The 19,208-nt window shown below is 72.6% G+C and carries 16 protein-coding genes; 10 read left to right on the forward strand and 6 right to left on the reverse strand.

Annotation, left to right across the window (positions count from 1 at the left end; translation table 11 throughout):
- The first annotated feature begins 3 nt into the window (after nucleotides 1–3).
- Nucleotides 4–1,470, forward strand: a complete 1,467-nt coding sequence (locus tag ACLBXX_RS07025) for an aminotransferase-like domain-containing protein (RefSeq protein WP_447657446.1) — start codon at nucleotides 4–6, stop codon at nucleotides 1,468–1,470.
- Nucleotides 1,471–1,473: 3 nt separating this feature from the next.
- Here the strand turns inward: ACLBXX_RS07025 and ACLBXX_RS07030 are convergent, their stop codons facing one another.
- From ACLBXX_RS07030 to ACLBXX_RS07050, 5 genes are all read right to left on the reverse strand, one after another.
- Nucleotides 1,474–2,004, reverse strand: a complete 531-nt coding sequence (locus ACLBXX_RS07030; protein ID WP_387141179.1) for a ribonuclease H family protein — start codon at nucleotides 2,002–2,004, stop codon at nucleotides 1,474–1,476.
- A 10-nt stretch (nucleotides 2,005–2,014) separates the two neighbouring features.
- Nucleotides 2,015–2,500: a GbsR/MarR family transcriptional regulator gene (locus tag ACLBXX_RS07035; RefSeq protein WP_387141175.1), complete on the reverse strand. Its 486-nt coding sequence runs from the start codon at nucleotides 2,498–2,500 to the stop codon at nucleotides 2,015–2,017.
- A gap of 9 nt (nucleotides 2,501–2,509) precedes the next feature.
- The gene (locus ACLBXX_RS07040; RefSeq protein ID WP_447657447.1) at nucleotides 2,510–4,129 is read right to left on the reverse strand and encodes an ABC transporter permease; all 1,620 of its coding nucleotides are present in this window, start codon (nucleotides 4,127–4,129) and stop codon (nucleotides 2,510–2,512) included.
- Nucleotides 4,126–5,049, reverse strand: a complete 924-nt coding sequence (locus tag ACLBXX_RS07045) for an ATP-binding cassette domain-containing protein (RefSeq protein ID WP_447657448.1) — start codon at nucleotides 5,047–5,049, stop codon at nucleotides 4,126–4,128. The genes ACLBXX_RS07040 and ACLBXX_RS07045 overlap by 4 nt, the downstream gene beginning before the upstream one ends.
- Nucleotides 5,050–5,127: 78 nt before the next feature.
- Nucleotides 5,128–5,706, reverse strand: coding sequence for a hypothetical protein (locus ACLBXX_RS07050; RefSeq protein WP_447657449.1), 579 nt, complete (start codon nucleotides 5,704–5,706; stop codon nucleotides 5,128–5,130).
- 234 nt (nucleotides 5,707–5,940) lie between these two features.
- On the opposite strand from ACLBXX_RS07050, the gene ACLBXX_RS07055 reads away from it, so the two are divergent.
- The 9 genes from ACLBXX_RS07055 to ACLBXX_RS07095 all read left to right on the forward strand — a co-directional run bounded on the left by ACLBXX_RS07055 (nucleotide 5,941) and on the right by ACLBXX_RS07095 (nucleotide 18,136).
- Nucleotides 5,941–8,658 (forward strand): FtsX-like permease family protein, encoded by a 2,718-nt coding sequence (locus ACLBXX_RS07055; RefSeq protein ID WP_447657450.1) that lies wholly within the window; start codon nucleotides 5,941–5,943, stop codon nucleotides 8,656–8,658.
- Nucleotides 8,655–11,426, forward strand: a complete 2,772-nt coding sequence (locus tag ACLBXX_RS07060) for an FtsX-like permease family protein (protein WP_447657451.1) — start codon at nucleotides 8,655–8,657, stop codon at nucleotides 11,424–11,426. Before ACLBXX_RS07055 ends, ACLBXX_RS07060 begins: the two co-directional genes overlap by 4 nt.
- Complete coding sequence (locus ACLBXX_RS07065) at nucleotides 11,423–12,406, forward strand: ABC transporter ATP-binding protein (RefSeq protein WP_447657452.1); 984 nt, start codon at nucleotides 11,423–11,425, stop codon at nucleotides 12,404–12,406. Before ACLBXX_RS07060 ends, ACLBXX_RS07065 begins: the two co-directional genes overlap by 4 nt.
- Nucleotides 12,403–13,209: an ABC transporter ATP-binding protein gene (locus ACLBXX_RS07070; protein ID WP_447657453.1), complete on the forward strand. Its 807-nt coding sequence runs from the start codon at nucleotides 12,403–12,405 to the stop codon at nucleotides 13,207–13,209. The genes ACLBXX_RS07065 and ACLBXX_RS07070 overlap by 4 nt, the downstream gene beginning before the upstream one ends.
- A 106-nt stretch (nucleotides 13,210–13,315) precedes the next feature.
- Nucleotides 13,316–14,026, forward strand: coding sequence for a GntR family transcriptional regulator (locus ACLBXX_RS07075; protein WP_447657454.1), 711 nt, complete (start codon nucleotides 13,316–13,318; stop codon nucleotides 14,024–14,026).
- A 10-nt stretch (nucleotides 14,027–14,036) separates the two neighbouring features.
- Nucleotides 14,037–15,563 (forward strand): MmgE/PrpD family protein, encoded by a 1,527-nt coding sequence (locus ACLBXX_RS07080; RefSeq protein ID WP_447657455.1) that lies wholly within the window; start codon nucleotides 14,037–14,039, stop codon nucleotides 15,561–15,563.
- Nucleotides 15,563–16,462 (forward strand): methylisocitrate lyase, encoded by a 900-nt coding sequence (gene prpB, locus ACLBXX_RS07085; RefSeq protein WP_447657456.1) that lies wholly within the window; start codon nucleotides 15,563–15,565, stop codon nucleotides 16,460–16,462. The genes ACLBXX_RS07080 and prpB overlap by 1 nt, the downstream gene beginning before the upstream one ends.
- A gap of 23 nt (nucleotides 16,463–16,485) precedes the next feature.
- Nucleotides 16,486–17,676 (forward strand): bifunctional 2-methylcitrate synthase/citrate synthase, encoded by a 1,191-nt coding sequence (locus ACLBXX_RS07090; protein ID WP_447657457.1) that lies wholly within the window; start codon nucleotides 16,486–16,488, stop codon nucleotides 17,674–17,676.
- Between the two features lie 4 nt (nucleotides 17,677–17,680).
- Nucleotides 17,681–18,136 (forward strand): hotdog fold thioesterase, encoded by a 456-nt coding sequence (locus ACLBXX_RS07095; protein WP_447657458.1) that lies wholly within the window; start codon nucleotides 17,681–17,683, stop codon nucleotides 18,134–18,136.
- A gap of 164 nt (nucleotides 18,137–18,300) precedes the next feature.
- Here the strand turns inward: ACLBXX_RS07095 and ACLBXX_RS07100 are convergent, their stop codons facing one another.
- Entirely contained in the window at nucleotides 18,301–19,113 is an 813-nt protein-coding gene (locus ACLBXX_RS07100) for a hypothetical protein (RefSeq protein WP_447657459.1), read from the reverse strand.
- Nucleotides 19,114–19,208: the final 95 nt, after the last annotated feature.

A 19,208-nucleotide genomic window follows, 5' to 3' on the forward strand; every position in this document is an offset into this window, starting at 1 on the left:
GCTATGACGACCGTCGACAGGGCCAATGAGCGGCTGGTGGACCACAGGGTGGCCCTCGGTGGCACGGTGGAGGCATCCCGCCTCGCCGGACGCCTGGGCCGGTGGGCGCACGGCGACGGCACGCTGACGGTGCGACTGGCGCAGGCGATCGCCGCGCTCATCGAAGGCGGCGAGCTGCGCCCGGGCGATCGGCTTCCCGCCGAGCGCGCCCTCGCCGGTGCGATCGCCGTCTCGCGCGGAACCGTCGTCTCCGCCTACGGGCTGCTCAGCGACGACGAGCTCGTCGAGCGACGGCAGGGCAGCGGCACGCGCGTCGCGGGACCGATCGGCGCCGCTGTCCCCTCCCGGGAGCGGACGGCGCGCGGCGAGGGCCTGTTCTCTGCCTCGCCCTCCGGCATCGACCTGCTGCGCGCCGTGCCCGCGATGCCCCAGCTCGTCATCGATCTCGTCCGAGCCCACACGCCCACGCTCGACCCGGTCACGCTGGCCGAGACCGACCCGGCGGGCCTGCCCGTCCTGCGCGCCCGGCTCGCCGCGCTCTTCGAGGAGGAGGGCACGCCGGCGACGCCGGCGCAGATCCTCGTGACCCACGGCGCCCAGCAGGCGATCAGCCTCGTCGTGGACGAGCTCGTCTCGCCCGGCGACGTCGTGCTCACCGAATCGGTGACGTGGCCCGGCCTCGCCGACTCGGTCCGGCGACGGGGAGGCCGTGTGCACGGTGTCACCATCGGTCCTGACGGGATCGACGTCGACGAGCTCGAAGCCGCGATCGTGGCGCTGCGGCCGGTTCTCATCGCCGTCAACCCGCACCACCACAATCCGACCGGCACGCGGCTGCCTGCAGCATCCCGTCAGCGCATCGCCGACCTCTCGGCCGAGTACGGCGTGCCGGTGCTCGAAGACCGGGTGCTCGCGCACGTCTCGTTCGACGGGGTGGTGCCGCCGACGCTCGCCGCCCTACGGCCGGATGCGCCGGTGATCGTGGTCGACTCGCTGTCGAAGTGGTCGTGGTCAGGGCTGCGCATCGGGTGGGTGCGGGCCGACCCGGTGCTGGTCCGGCGCCTGCGCGGCGTGCGTCAGCTCGTCGACCAGTCGACCAGCGTTCCCGCCCAGCTCCTGGCGCTGGATCTGGTCGACGAAGCCCGGGCGCTGCGGCTGGACACGTCGCAGACGCACGCGGCGGCGTCCGCGCACCTCCTCGAGGCGATGGCCGAGCACCTCCCCGACTGGGACGTGACGCCGCCCCGCGGCGGTCTCGCGTTCTGGGCACGCCTGCCGGTGGGGTCGGCGACGGCCCTCTCGCGCGTCGCCGCGATGCGCGGCGTCGCAGTCGCGGGCGGCACCGAGTTCACGGCATCCGTCGTCTACGACGACCACATCCGCGTGCCGTACACCGCTCCCGAGGCCGTGCTGCAGGAGGGCGTGCGCCGCCTCGGCGAGGCGTGGCGCGACTACCGGGCGCAGCTGTAGCGGTCAGCGCCCGTTCTTCGGGCGGGTCGAGACGTCGATGCGGTCCTGCGCACCGAGCGACGACCATGCGCTCGCCGTGCCCTTGGCCGCGTGCTCGGAGGCGCGCACCGCGCGCTCGTCGGCCCATGCGTTGAGCACGTGACCGGAGTGGCCGCGCACGTGCTCGAGCTCGACGTCGGGGAGGCCGGCCGCCCGGCGGGCGTCGCGCGCGACGATGAGCTGCTCGAGGATGTCGACGTTCTTCGTGGGCGCGCCCGTCGACGTCTTCCAGCCGCGGCGGCGGTGGCCGTCCATCCACTTCGTGTACGTGTCGATCGCGTACTTGGAGTCGGCCTGGATCACGAGGTTCGCGACGTCGCCATGGTCCTCGATGGCCTTGAGCAGGCCCATCAGCTCGCCGACGTTGTTGGTGCCCGAGGGGATCGCGCCGGCTGCCCAGTGCCCGTCCTCGCCGACCCACGCCCACCCCGTCGGTCCGGGGTTGCCCTTGCAGGCTCCGTCGGTGGCAACGATGTAGCGGGTCGCGTCGGTCACTCGGGCAAGGCTACCCGGCCGGGGTCCCCTCCTCCGACCCGTCGCGCCCCGCCCGCCACTCGGCCGCGAGCTGCGGCATCCGTTCCGCGAGGTAGCGGAGGAAGTCCGCGATCTCGTGCGCCCGCGCGGCTGACGCCGGAGCCCCGGGGTTCTCGTCGGCGATGCGGTCGAGCGACGCCGCCAGGGTCCCGTAGAGCGGTGCGTTCGCCGTGATCATGCCCGACCACGAGTCCTCGGCGAGATCGTAGCGGTCGCGCCGATCGCCGGGGCGCGAGAGCCGGTGGATGAGGCGCATCGAGACGAGGTAACGCACCGCGCCCGACACGGCCGCCGCCGACACGCCGAGGCGGTCGGCGAGGTCGGCGGCGGTGTACCCCTCATCGGGCGAGCCGGCGAGGGCCATCATGACCCGCGCCGGCATGCGCGGCATGCCGACCGCGGTGAGCATCGCCGCAGCCTGCTCCGCCGCCTCGGCGCCGGGGTGCTCGTTCGTCATCGCGGTCGCCTACCCGGCCGAGGCCAGCTCGCGCCGCCGCATGAGGGTGAGGGATGCTGCCGCCCCGACTCCGACGGCGAGCACGAGCCACCACATCCCGCGCAGATCCACTTCGCTGCCGCTCGGCACCGGCGCGACCGAGAACGGCGACAGGTTCGTCACCCATTCCGGGAGGCCGAGGAGCGGACCGAAGAGGCCGAAGACGATCGCGGCGGTGACGAGGGTCCACCCGAGCGGGATCGTCCACCGCGGGGCGATCGCGAAGACGAGAGCGGTGAGGACGAGGAACACGGATGCGGCGATCACCTGCCCCCACGCCGCGACGAACGCGTCGCCGGTCAGGGCGGCACCGTTGTCGAGGTTTGCGGCGCCGGCCCACGCCCCGACGAATGCGGCGGCGCAGGTCAGGACGATCGCGATGAACCCCACCACGACGTAGTCGGCGAGCCACCGCACCCGCTGTACGGGGGTCGCGAGGACCGGCTCGGCCGTGCCGTGCGCCTCCTCCTGGCGAGCGCGAGCGACGGTCTGCACGCCGGCGCAGGCGGCGAGGAGCCCCACCATGGTGAAGAAGACGACGATGACCGCCTGCTCGAGGTCGGCCTCGGCCGAGAGCGCCTTGAGCATGTCGGCGACGGCCGGGTTGTCCGACCCCATCTCGTTCACGACCGCGCCGAGCGAGGTCGAGAGGGCCCCGGCGAAGAAGGCGCCCGCCATCCAGCCGATCGTCGATCCGGTGGCGAGGCGCGTGACCAGCGCCGTCGGCGTCGACAGGGTCGCGCCCGCGGCGGCGCGCCCCCGCCGCTCGGGCACGATGCTCGCGCCGAGGTCACGCACGGTCTGGAGCGCCAGGGCCACCCCCGCCAGCACGACGAACGCGGCCAGGCAGAGGAACGCGGGCCACCACAGGTTCTCGTCGAAGGCGCGGGTGTTCTCGGCCCAGCCGAAGGGCGAGAGCCACGTCAGCCACGAGCTCTGCATGTGGGTGAGGTCGTCGCTCGGGGTGCCGAGGGCGTTGCCGATCCCGGCGATGAAGTACGTGACGACGAGCACCCACACCGCGAGGGAGTTCGCGCCCCGCGACGTGCGCATGAGCTGTGCCGCCAGCAGCGCGACGCCGAGGTACGTCAGTCCGCCGCACGCGGCCGTGAACCCGGCGAGCCAAGACCCCTCGGCGGGCGAGCCGCCGGCGAGGAAGGCGGCGGCCACGAGGATGCCCAGCACGACGTTGGCGAGCACGCCGTGGACGATCGTCGCGACCGTCGGCACGGCCCTGCCCGCCGTCGTCGCCGCGACGGGTTCGAGCCGCCCCGCCTCTTCGTCGCCACGCGTGTGACGCACGGCGAGGAACGTGCTCATGAACGCGGGCATCATCACGAGGAAGGGCATCAGCAGGAAGACGATGAACGCCTGCTCGCCCGGCCCGGAAGGCAGCCCGCGGAACAGCAGGATCACCGGGTTGGCCATGACGGTGGCGAGCAGCGCCGTGCGCTCCTGCTCGCTGCCGTAGGTGTTCGCGGCGCCCGAGAGCCCGGCGAAAGCGAGCGCCATGGTGCCGAAGATCCACAGCGTCAGCTGCAGCCAGTCCCGCCGCAGTCGCTGCGCGAGCAGCGTCGACAGTCGGCTCATCGTCCGTTCCTCTCCAGCACGGCGAGGTCGTCGCCGTAGTGGCGCAGGAACAGCTCCTCGAGCGACGGCGGCGCGACGCGCAATCCCGCCACCCCGAGGCGCGAGAGCTCGGGGAGGACACCCGAGACCTGATCGCTGTCGACCGTGAAGCGCACACGGCCGTCTTCGACCAGAGTGTCGTGGGCCGCCGCGAGCGCGGCCACGGGCGCAGCATCCGTCCCCTCGAACGAGACCTCCGTCCGCGTGAGGTGACGCATGTCGGCGAGGGTGCCCGATTCGACCACGCGCCCGGCGCGGATGATCGAGACGCGGTCGCACAGCTGCTCGACCTCGGAGAGGATGTGGCTCGACAGCAGCACGGTCGCCCCCGCGGCGTGGACGCGCGAGACCTCGCGGCGGAACATCACGTCCATCAGCGGGTCGAGACCGCTCGTCGGCTCATCGAGGATGTACAGGTCGGCGGGCACGGCGAAGGCGGCGATGAGCGCCACCTTCTGCCGGTTGCCCTTCGAGTAGGCGCGGCCCTTCTTGCGCGGGTCGAACTGGAACGCCTCCATGAGACGTGCCTTCTCGTCGGTGTACGCCTTGTCGTGTCGCGCGGCTCCGCGCAGGCGCGCGAGGAGGTCGATCGCCTCGCCGCCCGACAGATTCGGCCACACGCTCACATCGCCGGGGATGTACGCGACGCGCCGGTGGATCTTGACGGCGTCGCGCCATGGCTGGAGACCGAAGACGGATGCCTCGCCCCCGGTCTTGCGCGCGAGTCCCAGCAGGATCCGGATCGTGGTGGACTTGCCCGCCCCGTTGGGTCCGAGGAACCCGTGCACCTGGCCCTCGTCGACGGCGAGGTCGAGTCCGTCGAGGGCGTGGACGCGGCCGTAGTGCTTGGTGAGGCCGCTCGTGCGGATGACTGTGGTCATGGCGCTGAAGCTACGCCGGTTTCACAAAGTTATGAATACTCCTCACGCTTTCCTCACGGTGTCCCGTGCGGAGGCGGGTCAGGGCGCAGGCGGCGTCGTGAATTCGATGAGATCGGCGCAGAAGTCGCGGCCCATCGTGTCGCTGCGCCCACGCGGGTGGTCGCTGATGAACTCGACGAAGTCGCCGTTCTCGTCCACCTCTACGGTGGCGGTGTTCGCGCCGGCGTCGTGGAACGCGACCCGACCCAGATCGTCGGTCCAGAAGACGTTGAAGCGGTCCATGAACGTGACGGTGAGCCCTCCGATGTCGTTCGGCACGAGCCTCTGGTCCTTGCTGTTGACCCGCTGGTCATAGTGGTACGCGAGGTCGGTGTCGACGTTCGTGTACGAGCCGACGAGCGTCGCGTTGTATCCGCCGTACTCCTGTCCCTGCCGCTCGGTGAGCCGGAACGAGCCGACCTCGTGCTCGACCCACTCGACCGGGAAGTCGAGCATGCCGTCGCAGAGGTCGGGATCGTGTGCGGTGAAGCTCTCCTGATGGAGCCCATCGAAGTGATCCACGTGGCCAGGTGCGGCGGACGCGGTGGCGGTCGCGCCCAGGCCGAGGACGACTCCCGATACGGCGGCGATCGTCGCGGCCGCCCGCATGTGCTTCATGGCAACTCCTTCGTTCAGCGCCCCGGTGATGCGGAAGCTACACCTGTCGGCCGCGCGCCGACATCGGGCGAAATCCCTACGGAGGCCGGACGCCGGGCCGACGAAGCCCGCAGCGTTCTGCGCTCTCTGCTCGCACCGCGGTCGGGATCGGACGCAGATCGCCCGGGATCAGGCAGGATGGGACGCCTATCCGCCCTCGCGGCTGCGGCCGCTCCACCTCCCCCAAGAACGCCGATGACGACGATCGCCCTCCGCCGCCCCGCGGTGTCAACGGGACGCCTCGTGCGCGCGCGCCTGCGTTCGAGGGCGGGGCTCGGGGCGAGCATCGCCGCCGCCATCGCGGTCGCGGTCGGACTCCTGTGCGGCCTTCCCACCGCCGCGGCGATGGCGTCGGCCGCGTCGATCAGCGCGGCGATCCCGGAGCCGGCCACGGCCGACGGCTGGCTGCAGGTGCACACGCGGGTCGCGGCGGACGCTGCCGGGCAAGACGACGAGGCACGTGCCGTGATCGGAGAGCTGCTCGGCGGCGACGTCGAGGTCGAGACGGTCCAGGTGGGGGAGCCGGGGTCCGACCTCGAGCGGACTGCCTGGCGCATCACGCCTGCGCCCTCGGCGCTGAATGTCGACGGGGTCGAGCGTCTCGCTCGTGGCTTGGCGAAGGTTCCCGACGCGCTCCGCGCGTCCGATGCCGCAGAGGGCGGGATCGTGGTCACCGGCGGTCTCGCCGACGCCGTCACGGGCGTCGCCGTCGGAGCGATCGCGGCGGCGGCCATCACGCCCGTGCCCATCGTGATCCTGGCGGTGCTGGCGTGGTTCGCCGTGCTGCAGCTGGCACGCCTGCTGGGCGCCGCCCGCGGTCGCGAGACCCGCGTCCTCCGGGCGCGCGGCCTCGCCCCCGGGCAGGACGCTGCGCTCGCGGTGGTCGAGGCCGCCCCGATCGTCGCGGCCGGCACGCTGGCGGGCGTCGCCGGCGCGGCCGCGGTGGCCGGACTCGTGTGGGGTGCGCCCGGCATCGCCGCGCTCGCGCGCGTCTGGCCCCTGCTGGTGACGATCGTCGTCGTGCTGGGTGCGACGCTCGTGCTGTCGCAGCTGCGTGGGGCCACGGCCGCCGGCCGCGCCGACTCGGTCGCGGGGCGTATCGCCCGCGCCGCCTCACCGGGCATCGCTGTCCTGCTGGTGCTCGTCGGCGGCGTCCTCATCTGGCAGGCCGCCCAGCTCGCCCCGGGAGCCCGGGACGCGTGGTCGATGGCCGTCACGGTGCTCGCGCCCACGGTCGGGATGGCGTGCGTCGCCGTCCTCGCCGTGATCGTCTTCGCTCCGCTGTCGGCGCTCGTGGCGCGGATGGCCGCGCGCCGCCCGGGGGTGACGCCGTCGTATCCGGCGCGTCAGGTCGCACGCCGGCTGAGGTCGTTCTCCGTCGCGGTGGCACTCGTCACGATCGCCGCCGCGGGAGCGGTGCTCGCCGGCGCCTACGACGCGACGTGGACCGCGGCATCCACCGACTCGCAGCAGATGATCGCCGGCGCACCCCTTCGTGCCGCCCTCGACCCGGTGACCCCGGGCGACGTCGTCGCGGCGACGGACGCAGCGGGGGTGGATGCTGCGGCCCCGGCCCTCACTGCGCCGGTCGTCGCCGGCGGCATCGGCGCGACCCTCGTCGCACTGCCGCCCGCGAGCATGCCCGAGATCCTCTTCGAGGTGCCCGGGGCGCCCGACCCCGGTGCGCTCGCCGCGGATGTCGAGACCACCCGCCTCGCGGTCGACCTGCCGCCGGACGCGACCGCGGTGCGGTTCGAGGCGCGGGTTACGACCCCGGAGCGCGAGGCCGCGCAGGCGATGGAGGTGCGGTTCTGGCTCGACGATGGGGCCGGCGCGCCCGTCGCCGTGCCCCTGGACGTGTCGGCCGAGGACGCCGACGGCGCGCTGCAGGTGACCGGATCGGCGGACCTGCCGGCCGGGACGACGCCGTGGCGCATCGTCGCGGTGGAGGTCGCCCAGGGCCGCGGGTGGCTGGGCGCGGAGCTCGTCCTGACCGGGATGCAGGTGCAGTCGGTGGCCGACGACGGGAGTCCCGTCGAACTCGTCGAACCCCTCCCGAACGAACGACTTCACCCGGGTGCGTCCGGCGGGCCCGCGGTCCGATCGGCGATGGTGTGGGCGGCCGGAGGCGAGGCGCCGCCGCGCGTGCCCGCCGTCGTGACCGCGGCTTTCGCCGAGCCCCTCGGGCTCGCGGTCGATGACCAGGTGGATCTGCGCTTCGACGGCGAGGGGCGCACGATCGCGGCGACCGTGGCCTCGATCGTCTCGGCGCTGCCGGGCACGGGCTCCGGCGCCGGCGTCCTGGTGTCGCTCGACGCGGTGGTGGACTCCTCGTCATCGACGAGCGCGACCGCCGGCGGCGCCGTCACGACGCCGCCTCTCGCGAACGAGGTGTGGGCGGCGGGTCAGGACTCGGCAGCCGGGGCCCTCGGCGCCGCGCTCGACGCCCCGGTGACAGCTGCCGGTTCGGCGGGCTCCGCGGTCGCGGGCGAGGTGGTGATGCTGTGGGATGCGGCGGCCATCGGCGGTGCGCTCCTTGCCGGGGTCGCCTTGGTCGCTCTCCTCGCCGCCCTCACCACGCAGCGCGCGGGCGAGGTGCTCGTGATGCGCGCGCTGGGTGTTCCGCCGGCTGCCCAGGCGCGCATGCGCGCCGTCGAGATCGCGCTCGTCGTGGCGCTGGCCACGGCTCTGGGAGTGATCGGCGGCATCGTGCTCTCCGCGTTCCTCGTGCCGCACCTCGCGCAACGCGCGATCCCCGACGCCCAGCTGGCGCCGAGCCTGGCCTTCTCGCCGTGGCCCATCGTCGCCGCGATCGCGGTGATCGGCGTCGCCCTGGCCGTAGCCGTGCTCGGATCCTGGCTCGCGGTAAGACAGCAGGGCGCTCCGACCCGCATCGAGGAGACGGCACCGTGACCGGGCGACTGCGCACGAGCCGCCTGCTGCGGGCGCATCTCGCGTCCGGCAGGGGTGCGACCGCGACGGTCGCGGCGGTCGTCGCCGTGCTGGCGGGACTCGCCGTGTTCGCCCCGCTCGCGGTCGACGCGATGCTGGACTCCTCGACCCGCTACCGGGTGTCGTCGCTCAGCGAGCCCGTGCGCGATCTGAGCACCTCGATCCCCTGGCCGCCCTACCCCGGCGCAGGGCCGGCACCGAGTGCGTCGCTGCCCGACGAGTACCTCGACACCTGGGGTGGGCTCGACTCCGGCCTGCGCAACATCCTCACCCAGTCGCCCGCATCGATCCGCGAGGTGTACGGCGACGCCGACTACTACGTGCGCTTCGGCGAGCCGGCGCAGTACTCCTCGGCCACGAGCCTGGACTTCGATCCGCGGTACGCGTCGCGGATCACGGTCGTCGACGGGAGTCTGCCGCGGGCGACCGCGACCGAGCAGGACTGGAACGCCGCGATCGAGGCCGGCACCGACAACGGGCGTGCGGTGCCGGGTGCGGACCCACTCCCTGCCACGGAGGTCGTCCTCTCCGCCGCCTCGGCGGAGGAGCTGTCGTGGAAGATCGGCGAGACGCGCGTCTCGGGGGACGAGGTCGGGTGGATGCTGCCCGTTCCGCTGACGCTGGTGGGCACGTTCGAGGCGAAAGACGCGGCCGATCCCCAGTGGTCCCGACAGGTCGGCGTGCTCGAGCCGTCGATCGCGTCCGACCCCGATGGTGTGCCCTACGTCCGGACCGTGGCGCTCGGACCGCCCGAGGTGTACGGATACTTCTCGTGGCTCAACGGTGCGGCCACGACCGAAGCGTGGTACCCCCTGGACCCCGACGCCGTGACGGCCGACGGTGCATCCGAGCTGCTGGCGGACCTGCGCGGGTTCACCGCGAAGTCCTACCCGGTGTCCGGATACGGCGTCCCCGGCGCAGGACCGCAGATGAGCTTCCAGACCGGGCTCATCCCGGCCCTCGAGTCCGCCATCGCTCAGAACCATGCCCTGGTGTCGGTTCTCGCGATGCTGATCGCCGGTCCGGTCGGCGTCGCGCTGGCCGTGCTCGTGCTGGGCTGCCGCCTCATGCACGAGAACCGCCGCGCCGCCCTCGACCTCCTCGCGGCGCGCGGCGCGGCTCCGGCGCAGCTGCGCGGCGTGCTCGGGCTCGAAGGCCTGCTCGCCGGCATCGTCCCGGCAGCGGTCGGCGCCGGCCTCGGCATCGCCCTCGCCGCGGCTGTGCTGCCGGAAGCGGTTCCGGCGCCGGTCCTCTTCCTCGCCCCGGCCGCCCTGGCCCTCGTGCCCGCCGCGGTGGGCGCTGCCACGGCGACGCGATCGCGAGCGCGCGGGCGAGCGGATGCCCCGGCCACCCGCTCCCGCTGGCGCCCGGTCGTCGAGGGCGTGGTCGTGCTCCTGGCGGTGCTCGCCACCGCGCTGCTCGTGATGCGCGGCACCGACGCGACCGCCGATGTGGACGCGCTCGCCGTCGCGGCGCCTCTCCTCCTCGCTCTGGTCGCGTGCATCCTGACGCTGCGCGCCTACCCGCCGGCGCTGCGGGCGGTGCTCGCCCGTGAACGCGCGCGGAGCGGCTTCGTCGGCCTGCTCGGCGCCGCCCGGGCACTGCGTGATCCGGCGACGGGCGTGGCCCCGGTCCTCGCACTGATCGTGGGGGTCTCGTTCGCCGTGGCGAGCGCCGTCGTGCTGTCGACCGTGCAGACGGGCGCCGTCGACGCGGCGCGGGCGACCGCGGGCGCCGACGTGCAGCTGTCGGCGAGCCGGTTCGACGACCAGGCCGTCCAGACCGCCGAGAGCGTGCCGGGCGTCGCGGCCGTCGCCCGCATCGACCTGCTGCGCTCGGCGCAGCTCAAGGTCGACGAACGCCTGTCCCGGGTCTCGCTCTACCTCGTCGACCGGGATCGGCTCGACGACGTGCAGGGCGACTTCCCGCGGATCGTCCCCGCCGATGTCTCGCTCGGCGACGGCTCCGGCACTCCGCGGCTGCTGTTCTCGCAGGCGGAGGCCGAGAAGACGGACGCCGCCGACGGATCGCTGCACATCGTCATGACCGAGGCCGAGTTCGCCGGCTCCGTACGTGAGGCCGTGCCGTTCACGTCGTCCTCGACCTGGGTGCTCGCCGACGCGGCGTACGCGGAGCAGATCTCCGACGACGCGCCGATCCCCGTCCGCCTGCTCGTGCGGGTCGATGCGGGGGCAGACGTCCAGGCGGTCGCCGCCGAGCTCGGTGAGACGTTCGGGCCGAGCGTGCGCGTGACGACGCTCGCCGACACGCTCGACGCCGTCCACGCCGACCCCGCCTTCGCGGGACTCCGCGGCGCCCTCGCGGCGGGCGTCATGGTCTGCGCCGTGCTGAGCGCCGTGGCCGTCGTCGTCACCCTCGTCCTCGGTGCGCGCCCGCGCCGCCGGATCCTCGCGCTGCTGCAGACGCTCGGATCCCCGCCGCGCGCGGGCAGGGGGCTCGTCGTGTGGGAGCTCGCCCCCGCCGCCGTCGCGGCGCTGATCGTGGGCGGACTGCTGGGTGCGCTGCTGCCGATGCTGCTGGCATCCGTCATCGATCTCAGGCCCTTCACGAGGGGCGTCGACCCGCCGCCGTACTCCGTGGACCCGATCGTGCTGCTGGCCACCCTCGGGGGCTTCGCCGCCGTGACCCTGCTCGTCACGTGGGCCGCCCTCGCCATCAGCCGGCGAGCCCGCGTCGCCGCCGTCCTGCGTACCGTGGAGGAGACATGACCACCACAGCCGTTCCGAGCACGGATGCCGCGGCCCGCGCTGCCGAGCCCGACATCGTCTGCGCAGACCTGGTGCGCATCTTCACGACCGAGGCCGTCGAGGTGCAGGCCCTCCAGGGGCTCAGCCTCGTGGTCGAGCAGGGGGAGCTGGTCGCCGTCGTCGGGGCATCGGGTTCCGGCAAGTCCACGCTGCTGTCGATCCTGTCGGGCCTCGACACGCCCACGGCGGGCGTCGCGCGGGTCGCGGGCCGCGATCTCCTCACGCTGTCGCGACGCGAGCGCGTGCGCTTCCGGCGCGAGTGCGTGGGGTTCGTCTGGCAGCAGACCTCGCGCAACCTGCTGCCGTACCTCACGGCCGCCGAGAACGTGGCCGCCGTCCTGGCGATCACGGGCGCGGCGAAGGGCGCGGCCCGCGGGGAGCGGGTCTCAGCGCTCCTCGACCTGCTCGAAGTGTCGCACTGCGCCGACCGCAAGCCCACCGAGATGTCGGGCGGTGAGCAGCAGCGCGTCGCGATCGCGGTCGGCATCGCCAACGAGTCCCGAGTGCTGCTGGCCGACGAGCCCACCGGCGAGCTCGACGACGAGACGAGCGCCCATGTGCTCGAGGCGATGCGGGTGGTGAACCGAGAGCTGGGGGTGACGACGCTGATCGTGACGCACGACCCGGCCGTGTCGGAGCACGTCGCCCGTACCGTGCAGATCCGCGACGGGCGTACGGCGACCGAGGTGCTGCGATCGACCAGGACGGACGAGGACGGCGCCGAGCACCACGTCGCCGAGGAGTACGCGGTGCTCGACAAGGTCGGTCGGCTGCAGCTGCCCGACGACTTCGTCACGACGCTCGATCTGCGCCAGCGGGTGCGTCTGGCTCTCGAGACCGACCACGTCGGCGTCTGGCCGGGGCATCGCCGCGAGACGGCGACGGCGGACGTGCCGGCCGGCGCGGCGGAATCCGACCACGACGAGGAGGGGGAGGCATGAGCATCGCTCTGCGCGCCGAGAACCTGGTGCGGGTGTTCCCGTCGGCGGCGGGCGACGTGCACGCGTGCGACGGGATCGACCTTGAGCTGCGCACCGGCGAGCTGCTCGCCGTGCGCGGCGCATCCGGCGCGGGCAAGACGACCCTTCTCAACCTCCTGGGCGTGCTCGACCGGCCGACGTCGGGCCGCGTGTGGATCGGCGACGTCGACACGACCGACCTTCCCGAGACGGAGCTCGCGCTCATCCGCCGCGATGCGCTCGGGTTCGTCTTCCAGTCCTTCGGCCTCATCCCCGTGCTGTCGGCGCGCGAGAACGTCGAGCTGCCGCTGCGCATCGCGGGCACCGACCCCGCCGAGCGCGACGAGCGGGTCACGGAGGCCCTCGCGATGGTCGGGCTCGCGGCGCACACCGAGCAGCGACCGGCGGAGCTCTCGGGCGGCCAGCAGCAGCGCGTCGGCATCGCCCGCGCCATCGTGGCACGGCCGCGGGTGCTCATCGCCGACGAGCCGACCGGCCAGCTCGACTCGCGCACGGCCGCGACGATCATGGACCTCCTGGGCGAGCTCGCGCACGGCCAGGGCCTCGCGACGATCATCTCGACGCACGACCCGCTGCTCGTGGCGCGCGCCGATCGCGTGGTCGAGATCCACGACGGCCGGATCGTCGGCAGCGCCCCGGACCGGGAAACGGATGCTGCGACCGCGGCCCCCGTCCGGGCGCCCTCCGCGGTGCCGGAGCCGAACGGGCAGCCGCCCCGCACGCGGGCCGAGGCGCGTCGCGGCAGGGGCGCCTCCGGATCCTGACTCCGGAGAAGGATGTATACCTAAAGCCGCGGTTCTTCCTCGCGGTGACACCCTGGCCGCATTTATGTATACACTGGCCGAGGTGTCGAACGAGGAGGTGATGCGAATGCGGGCCAGTGACCGCGCATACGCGACCCTCCTCGACGAGATCCAGTCCGGCGTCCTGCGGCCCGGCGCGGTGCTCGGCGAGGTCGAGCAGGCCGCTCGTCTCGGCGTCAGCCGCACGCCGCTGCGTGAAGCGCTGGGCCGGCTCGCGGCCGACGGGCTCGTCGCGCAGCAGTCGCCGCGCGTCACCGTCGTCACCGCGATCGACGCCGACGACATCCGCGAGATCTTCGAGGTGCGCCGCGCCCTCGAGGAGTCCGCCGCGCGGCTCGCCGCAGAACGCGGAGAGGCCGCGGCCTTCGCGGAGCTCGCACGCGAGTTCGCCCGGGTCGATCTCGACGGCCACGATGCGGGCGCGGACGGACGCGACGCCTACTACGCCCTCATCGCAGATTTCGACCTCGCCCTCGACGCCGCCGTCGCGAACGACTACCTCACCGCAGCCCTGCGCACGGTGCGCACGCATCTCGTCCGGGTGCGACGGCTCGCACGCGACAATCCCGCCCGGCTCGCCGCATCCGTCGCCGAGCACCGGCTGATCGCAGCCGCGATCTCTGCGCGCGACGCGGATCTCGCCGCCCACGCGACGCACGTCCACCTGCACAACGCGCTGCACAGCATCCTCGAATCCCTCACCGCCTCGACAGGCTCCGCGACCGGTGCACCCGCTGCTCCGGTCGCTGAGCCTGTCGAAGCGCGCCCCCGACTCTGAAAGGCCGGTCATGACCGTCATCCACCACCTCCGCGTCCACCGCAGCGACGAGCACCTCGCGCGCGAGGGGCAGCTCGCGTGGCACATCGCCGAAGTCGCCGCCGACCCCGTCGATGTCGACGGGGATGTCGTCGACATGATCATCAACCGCGTCATCGACAACGCGGCCGTGGCGGCAGCATCCCTCACCCGTGCTCCCGTGAGCGCGGCACGCCAGCAGGCTCTCGACCACGCGGTGTCGGTCGGCGGCTCGGGGGCCACGGTGTTCGGCTGCGCGCTCGACCGCAAGACGAGCCCGGAGTGGGCGGCGTGGGCGAACGGCGTCGCGGTGCGTGAGCTCGACTACCACGACACGTTCCTCGCGGCCGACTACTCGCACCCGGGCGACAACATCCCGCCGATCGTCGCGGTCGCGCAGCACGTCGGCGCCGACGGCGCCGCGCTCGTGCGCGGCCTCGCGACGGGCTACGAGATCCAGATCGACCTCGTGCGCGCCATCAGCCTGCACAAGCACAAGATCGACCACGTCGCCCACCTCGGCCCGTCGGCCGCGGCCGGCATCGGCACCCTCCTCGGCCTCGATGTCGAGACCATCTACCAGGCGGTCGGCCAGGCGCTGCACACCACGACGGCCACGCGCCAGTCCCGCAAGGGCGAGATCTCGACGTGGAAGGCGCACGCTCCCGCGTTCGCGGGCAAGATGGCGGTCGAGGCCGTCGACCGCGCGATGCGCGGCGAAACATCGCCGAGCCCGATCTACGAGGGCGAGGACGGCGTCATCGCCTGGCTGCTGGACGGACCGGATGCCTCGTACGAGGTCCCGCTGCCGGGTCAGGGCGAGCCCAAGCGGGCGATCCTCGACTCGTACACGAAGGAGCACTCGGCCGAGTACCAGGCGCAGGCGTGGATCGACCTGGCGCGCAAGCTCCACGGCGAGCACCCGGAGCTCACCGACCCGGCCAACGTCGAGGCGATCGTGCTCCACACGTCGCACCACACGCACTACGTCATCGGCTCGGGCGCGAACGACCCGCAGAAGTACGACCCCACCGCATCCCGCGAGACGCTCGACCACTCGATCCCGTACATCTTCGCGGTCGCGCTGCAGGACGGCGGCTGGCACCACGTCGACTCGTACCTGCCCGCGCGGGCAGGGCGTGAAGACACGGTCGCGCTGTGGCAAAAGATCACGACGGCCGAGGATGAGGAGTGGACCCGCCGGTACCACTCGGAGGACCCGGACGAGAAGGCGTTCGGCGGCCGCGTCGAGATCCGCCTGACCAACGGCGAGACGATCGAGGACGAGATCGCCGTCGCCGACGCACACCCGCTCGGCGCCCGGCCCTTCGTCCGCGAGGACTACGTCCGCAAGTTCCGGCTGCTGGCCGAGCCCGTGCTCTCGGCCGATGAGATCGAGCGCTTCCTCGACCTCGCCCAGCGCCTGCCGGAGCTGACGGCCGAAGAGGTGCAGCAGCTCTCGATCGTCGCCGAGTTCGGCGTGCTCGCCGCCGCCCCGGCCCCGAAGGGCCTGTTCTGATGCTGTACTCCACCATCCCCGCGCATGAGAAGCGGCGGCTGTTCCGCGAGCGGCTCGCGAGCGGTGAGTTGCTGCGGTTCCCCGGCGCGTTCAATCCGCTGAGCGCCCGGCTCATCGAGCGCAAGGGCTTCGAGGGCGTGTACATCTCGGGCGCCGTGCTCAGCGCCGACCTGGGCCTGCCCGACATCGGCCTGACGACCCTCACCGAGGTCGCTGCCCGCGGCCAGCAGATCGCGCGGATGACCGATCTGCCGGCGATCATCGACGCCGACACCGGGTTCGGCGAGCCGATGAACGTCGCCCGCACGATCCAGACGCTCGAAGACGCGGGCCTGGCCGGCACCCACATCGAGGACCAGATCAACCCGAAGCGGTGCGGTCACCTCGACGGCAAGGCCGTGGTCGACGAGGACACCGCGATCAAGCGCATCCGGGCGGCGGCCGACGCGCGCCGCGACCCGAACTTCCTCATCATGGCCCGGACGGACATCCGCGCCGTGGAGGGGATGGATGCCGCGATCGACCGTGCGAAGGCGCTCGTGGACGCGGGGGCCGATGCGATCTTCCCCGAGGCGATGCGCACGCTCGAGGAGTTCGCCGCGATCCGCGCCGCCGTGGACGTGCCGATCCTCGCCAATATGACCGAGTTCGGGAAGTCGGAGCTCTTCTCGATCGACCAGCTGCAGAGCGTCGGCGTCAACATCGTGATCTGGCCGGTCTCACTCCTGCGGATCGCGATGGGCGCAGCATCCCGCGCTCTCGATACGCTCATCGACGACGGACACCTCACGTCCAAGCTCGGCGAGATGCAGCACCGCGCCGACCTCTACGACCTCATCGACTACGAGCACTACAACCACTTCGACCAGGACGTCTTCAACTTCCAGATCCAGCGCTGAGTCACTGACCCGAAGGAGCAGTCATGACCGAACCCGACATCAAGAAGGGCCTCGCCGGCGTCGTCGTGGACTACACGGCGGTCTCGAAGGTCAACCCCGAGACGAACTCGCTGCTGTACCGCGGCTACCCCGTTCAGGAGCTCGCCGCGACCCAGCCGTTCGAGGCCGTCGCCTACCTGCTGTGGCACGGCGAGCTGCCGACCGACGTGCAGCTCGCGCAGCTGCGCGCGACCGAGCGCGCGTACCGGCACCTGCCCGCCGACGTGCGCGCCGCGATCGACCTCGTGCCGATCGACGCGCACCCGATGGACGAGGTGCGCACCGCGGTCAGCCTCATCGGCGCGCGCGACCTCGCCGGCACCGGCTCGGTGCTCGAGGTGAGCGGGAGCGAGGAGGAGAACCTGGCGCGCAGCATCCGACTCTTCGCCATGCTCCCCGCCATCGTCGCCTACGGTCAGCGCCGCCGTCGGGGCCTGCAGCCCGTGGCACCGCGCGACGACCTCGATTACGCCGCGAACTTCCTCTGGATGACGTTCGACGAGACGGCCGACGACGTCGTCGTCGACGCCTTCAACCGCTCGATGATCCTGTACGCCGAGCACTCGTTCAACGCATCGACGTTCACGGCGCGCGTCGTGACGTCGACCCTCAGCGACCTCTACTCGGCGGTCGTCGCGGCGATCGGCGCGCTCAAGGGCCCGCTGCACGGCGGGGCGAACGAGGCCGTGCTGCACATCTTCGACGAGATCGGCACCGCCGACAACGTCGGGCCGTGGCTCGATCAGGCGCTCGCCGAGAAGCGCAAGATCATGGGCTTCGGACACCGCGTGTACAAGAAGGGCGACTCGCGCGTGCCCACGATGAAGGCGGCGCTCGACACCCTCGTCGAGCACTACGACCGACCCGATGTGGCCGCGCTCTACGAGACGCTCGAGAGCGAGTTCGTGAGCCGCAAGGGCATCTACCCGAACCTCGACTACCCGTCAGGCCCGGCGTACAACCTCATCGGGTTCGACACGCTGACCTTCACGCCGCTGTTCGTGGCGGCGCGCGTCACCGGCTGGACCGCCCACATCATGGAGCAGCTCGCCTCGAACGCGCTCATCCGCCCGCTGTCGGAGTACAACGGCCCGGACGAGCGCCACATCGAGGGCTACGTGGCGGATGCTGCGCACCTGGCCGCCGCCGACCGTGAAGAGGAAGCCGCGGGGTGAGGCCGTGAGCCTCTGGTTCGGCGACATCGCCGCGATCGACCTTTCGGCGATGGCGCCGGGCACACTCATCGAGAACCTCGGCATCGAGATCGTCGAGATCCGCGACGACGCGCTGGTCGGACGGATGCCGGTGGACCACCGCTCCGTGCAGCCCGCGGGTGTGCTCCACGGCGGGGCATCGGTCGCGCTCGCCGAGACGCTCGCGTCGTGGGCCGGCTACCTCGCCGTGGACCGTGAGCAGTTCCACGTCGTGGGCATGGAGATCAACGCCAACCACCTGCGCCCGATCTCGTCCGGCTGGGTCATCGGCACGGTCACGGCGATCAACGTGGGGCGCCGCGTGCACGTGTGGGAGATCCGCATCGCCGACGAGGCCGGGCGCCTCGTGTGCGTCTCCCGCTGCACGCTCGCGGTCATCGAGCAGCGCAGCACCTACACGACTCCCGACGCGCGCGCCTGATTCCGGATGCCTCGATCCCCGCGCGTGCGGTGGGTCGAGGCATCCGTCATCCGTGTCTTGCCGCCCGCGGCGAAACTCGGAGATCCGGTGGGATTCGGACGGAACATGGGCATCGTCCGAGTCCCGCGGGATCACCGATCCCCGCAGGTCGCCGCATGGCAGGGTCAGAACGGCGGGCTCGTGTAGAGGGACGTGGAGCAGCCGACCTCGCCGGGTTCGAGCGAGATCCGCCGGAAGTCGGGGAACGTGATCGCACCGGATGCGTCGCGGAAGACCAGGACGCACTCGCGCTCGGCGGGAATGCCGACGGCCGCCACGATGCCGCCGTCCGCAGCCTCGGTCTCGATGCGGACGTGCTCCTGCGGGTAGGCGTCACGGAGTGACCGATCGACCTCTTCGGCCGTCGCGCCGGCGGCGACGATCGCGGCGACGCGTTCTGCGTCGGCCTGAGTGAGCTCGGGACGGGGTGCCGGGGTCGGCCGGGGCGGCGCCGGCCCGTCGGGACACGGGATCTCCGACCGGCGCGCCTCTTCGTACTGCTGCCACTCCAGCCGGAAGCACCGCGTCGCCGATCCGGCGCTCCACGACTCGCCGAAGAGCTGCGTCGACGACGTGGCATCGACCTGGGCGGTGACCCTGATGTCGATCGTGGCGCTGCTGCCGGCCGACTCGCCCGACCAGGCGAGCGGTTCGACGACGGCGGTGCCGGAGCCGGCCGGCACAGCTCCTTCCGGCACCCACCACGCGACCATCTCGAGCAGCGTGATCTCGGGCGAGTTGGCGGAGTGCGACCCGATCTCGGCCGCGGCTGCTTCCGCGGCGTGCTGGGCGCGGGTATCGCCACTGCTCGTCGGCTCCGCGGCGCAGCCGGCGAGCGCGATCGACAGCCCGACCGCGAGGACGGCGGAGGCGCGCGCTCGCTGCGCAGTGGCCGGTGTGGTCGGCGAACCGGGAGTGCCGGGGCTGCGGTCGATCATCGGCCCGATTCTGTCGTGCCGTCGACCGAGGCGGCCAGATCTCTGTCGAGTATCGACAATCAACGCGTGCGTGACGGCGCCAGCCGGGCGCGCAG

Source organism: Microbacterium sp. C23T (genome assembly GCF_053345975.1).

Coding starts and splice junctions, on each gene's coding strand:
- ACLBXX_RS07065 (WP_447657452.1), top strand. CDS start 11,423: ATGACCACCACAGCCGTTCCGAGCACGGATGCCGCGGCCCGCGCTGCC.
- ACLBXX_RS07075 (WP_447657454.1), top strand. CDS start 13,316: ATGCGGGCCAGTGACCGCGCATACGCGACCCTCCTCGACGAGATCCAG.
- ACLBXX_RS07080 (WP_447657455.1), top strand. CDS start 14,037: ATGACCGTCATCCACCACCTCCGCGTCCACCGCAGCGACGAGCACCTC.
- ACLBXX_RS07035 (WP_387141175.1), bottom strand. CDS start 2,500: ATGACGAACGAGCACCCCGGCGCCGAGGCGGCGGAGCAGGCTGCGGCG.
- ACLBXX_RS07090 (WP_447657457.1), top strand. CDS start 16,486: ATGACCGAACCCGACATCAAGAAGGGCCTCGCCGGCGTCGTCGTGGAC.
- ACLBXX_RS07025 (WP_447657446.1), top strand. CDS start 4: ATGACGACCGTCGACAGGGCCAATGAGCGGCTGGTGGACCACAGGGTG.
- ACLBXX_RS07070 (WP_447657453.1), top strand. CDS start 12,403: ATGAGCATCGCTCTGCGCGCCGAGAACCTGGTGCGGGTGTTCCCGTCG.
- ACLBXX_RS07055 (WP_447657450.1), top strand. CDS start 5,941: ATGACGACGATCGCCCTCCGCCGCCCCGCGGTGTCAACGGGACGCCTC.
- ACLBXX_RS07040 (WP_447657447.1), bottom strand. CDS start 4,129: ATGAGCCGACTGTCGACGCTGCTCGCGCAGCGACTGCGGCGGGACTGG.
- prpB (WP_447657456.1), top strand. CDS start 15,563: ATGCTGTACTCCACCATCCCCGCGCATGAGAAGCGGCGGCTGTTCCGC.
- ACLBXX_RS07100 (WP_447657459.1), bottom strand. CDS start 19,113: ATGATCGACCGCAGCCCCGGCACTCCCGGTTCGCCGACCACACCGGCC.
- ACLBXX_RS07045 (WP_447657448.1), bottom strand. CDS start 5,049: ATGACCACAGTCATCCGCACGAGCGGCCTCACCAAGCACTACGGCCGC.
- ACLBXX_RS07050 (WP_447657449.1), bottom strand. CDS start 5,706: ATGAAGCACATGCGGGCGGCCGCGACGATCGCCGCCGTATCGGGAGTC.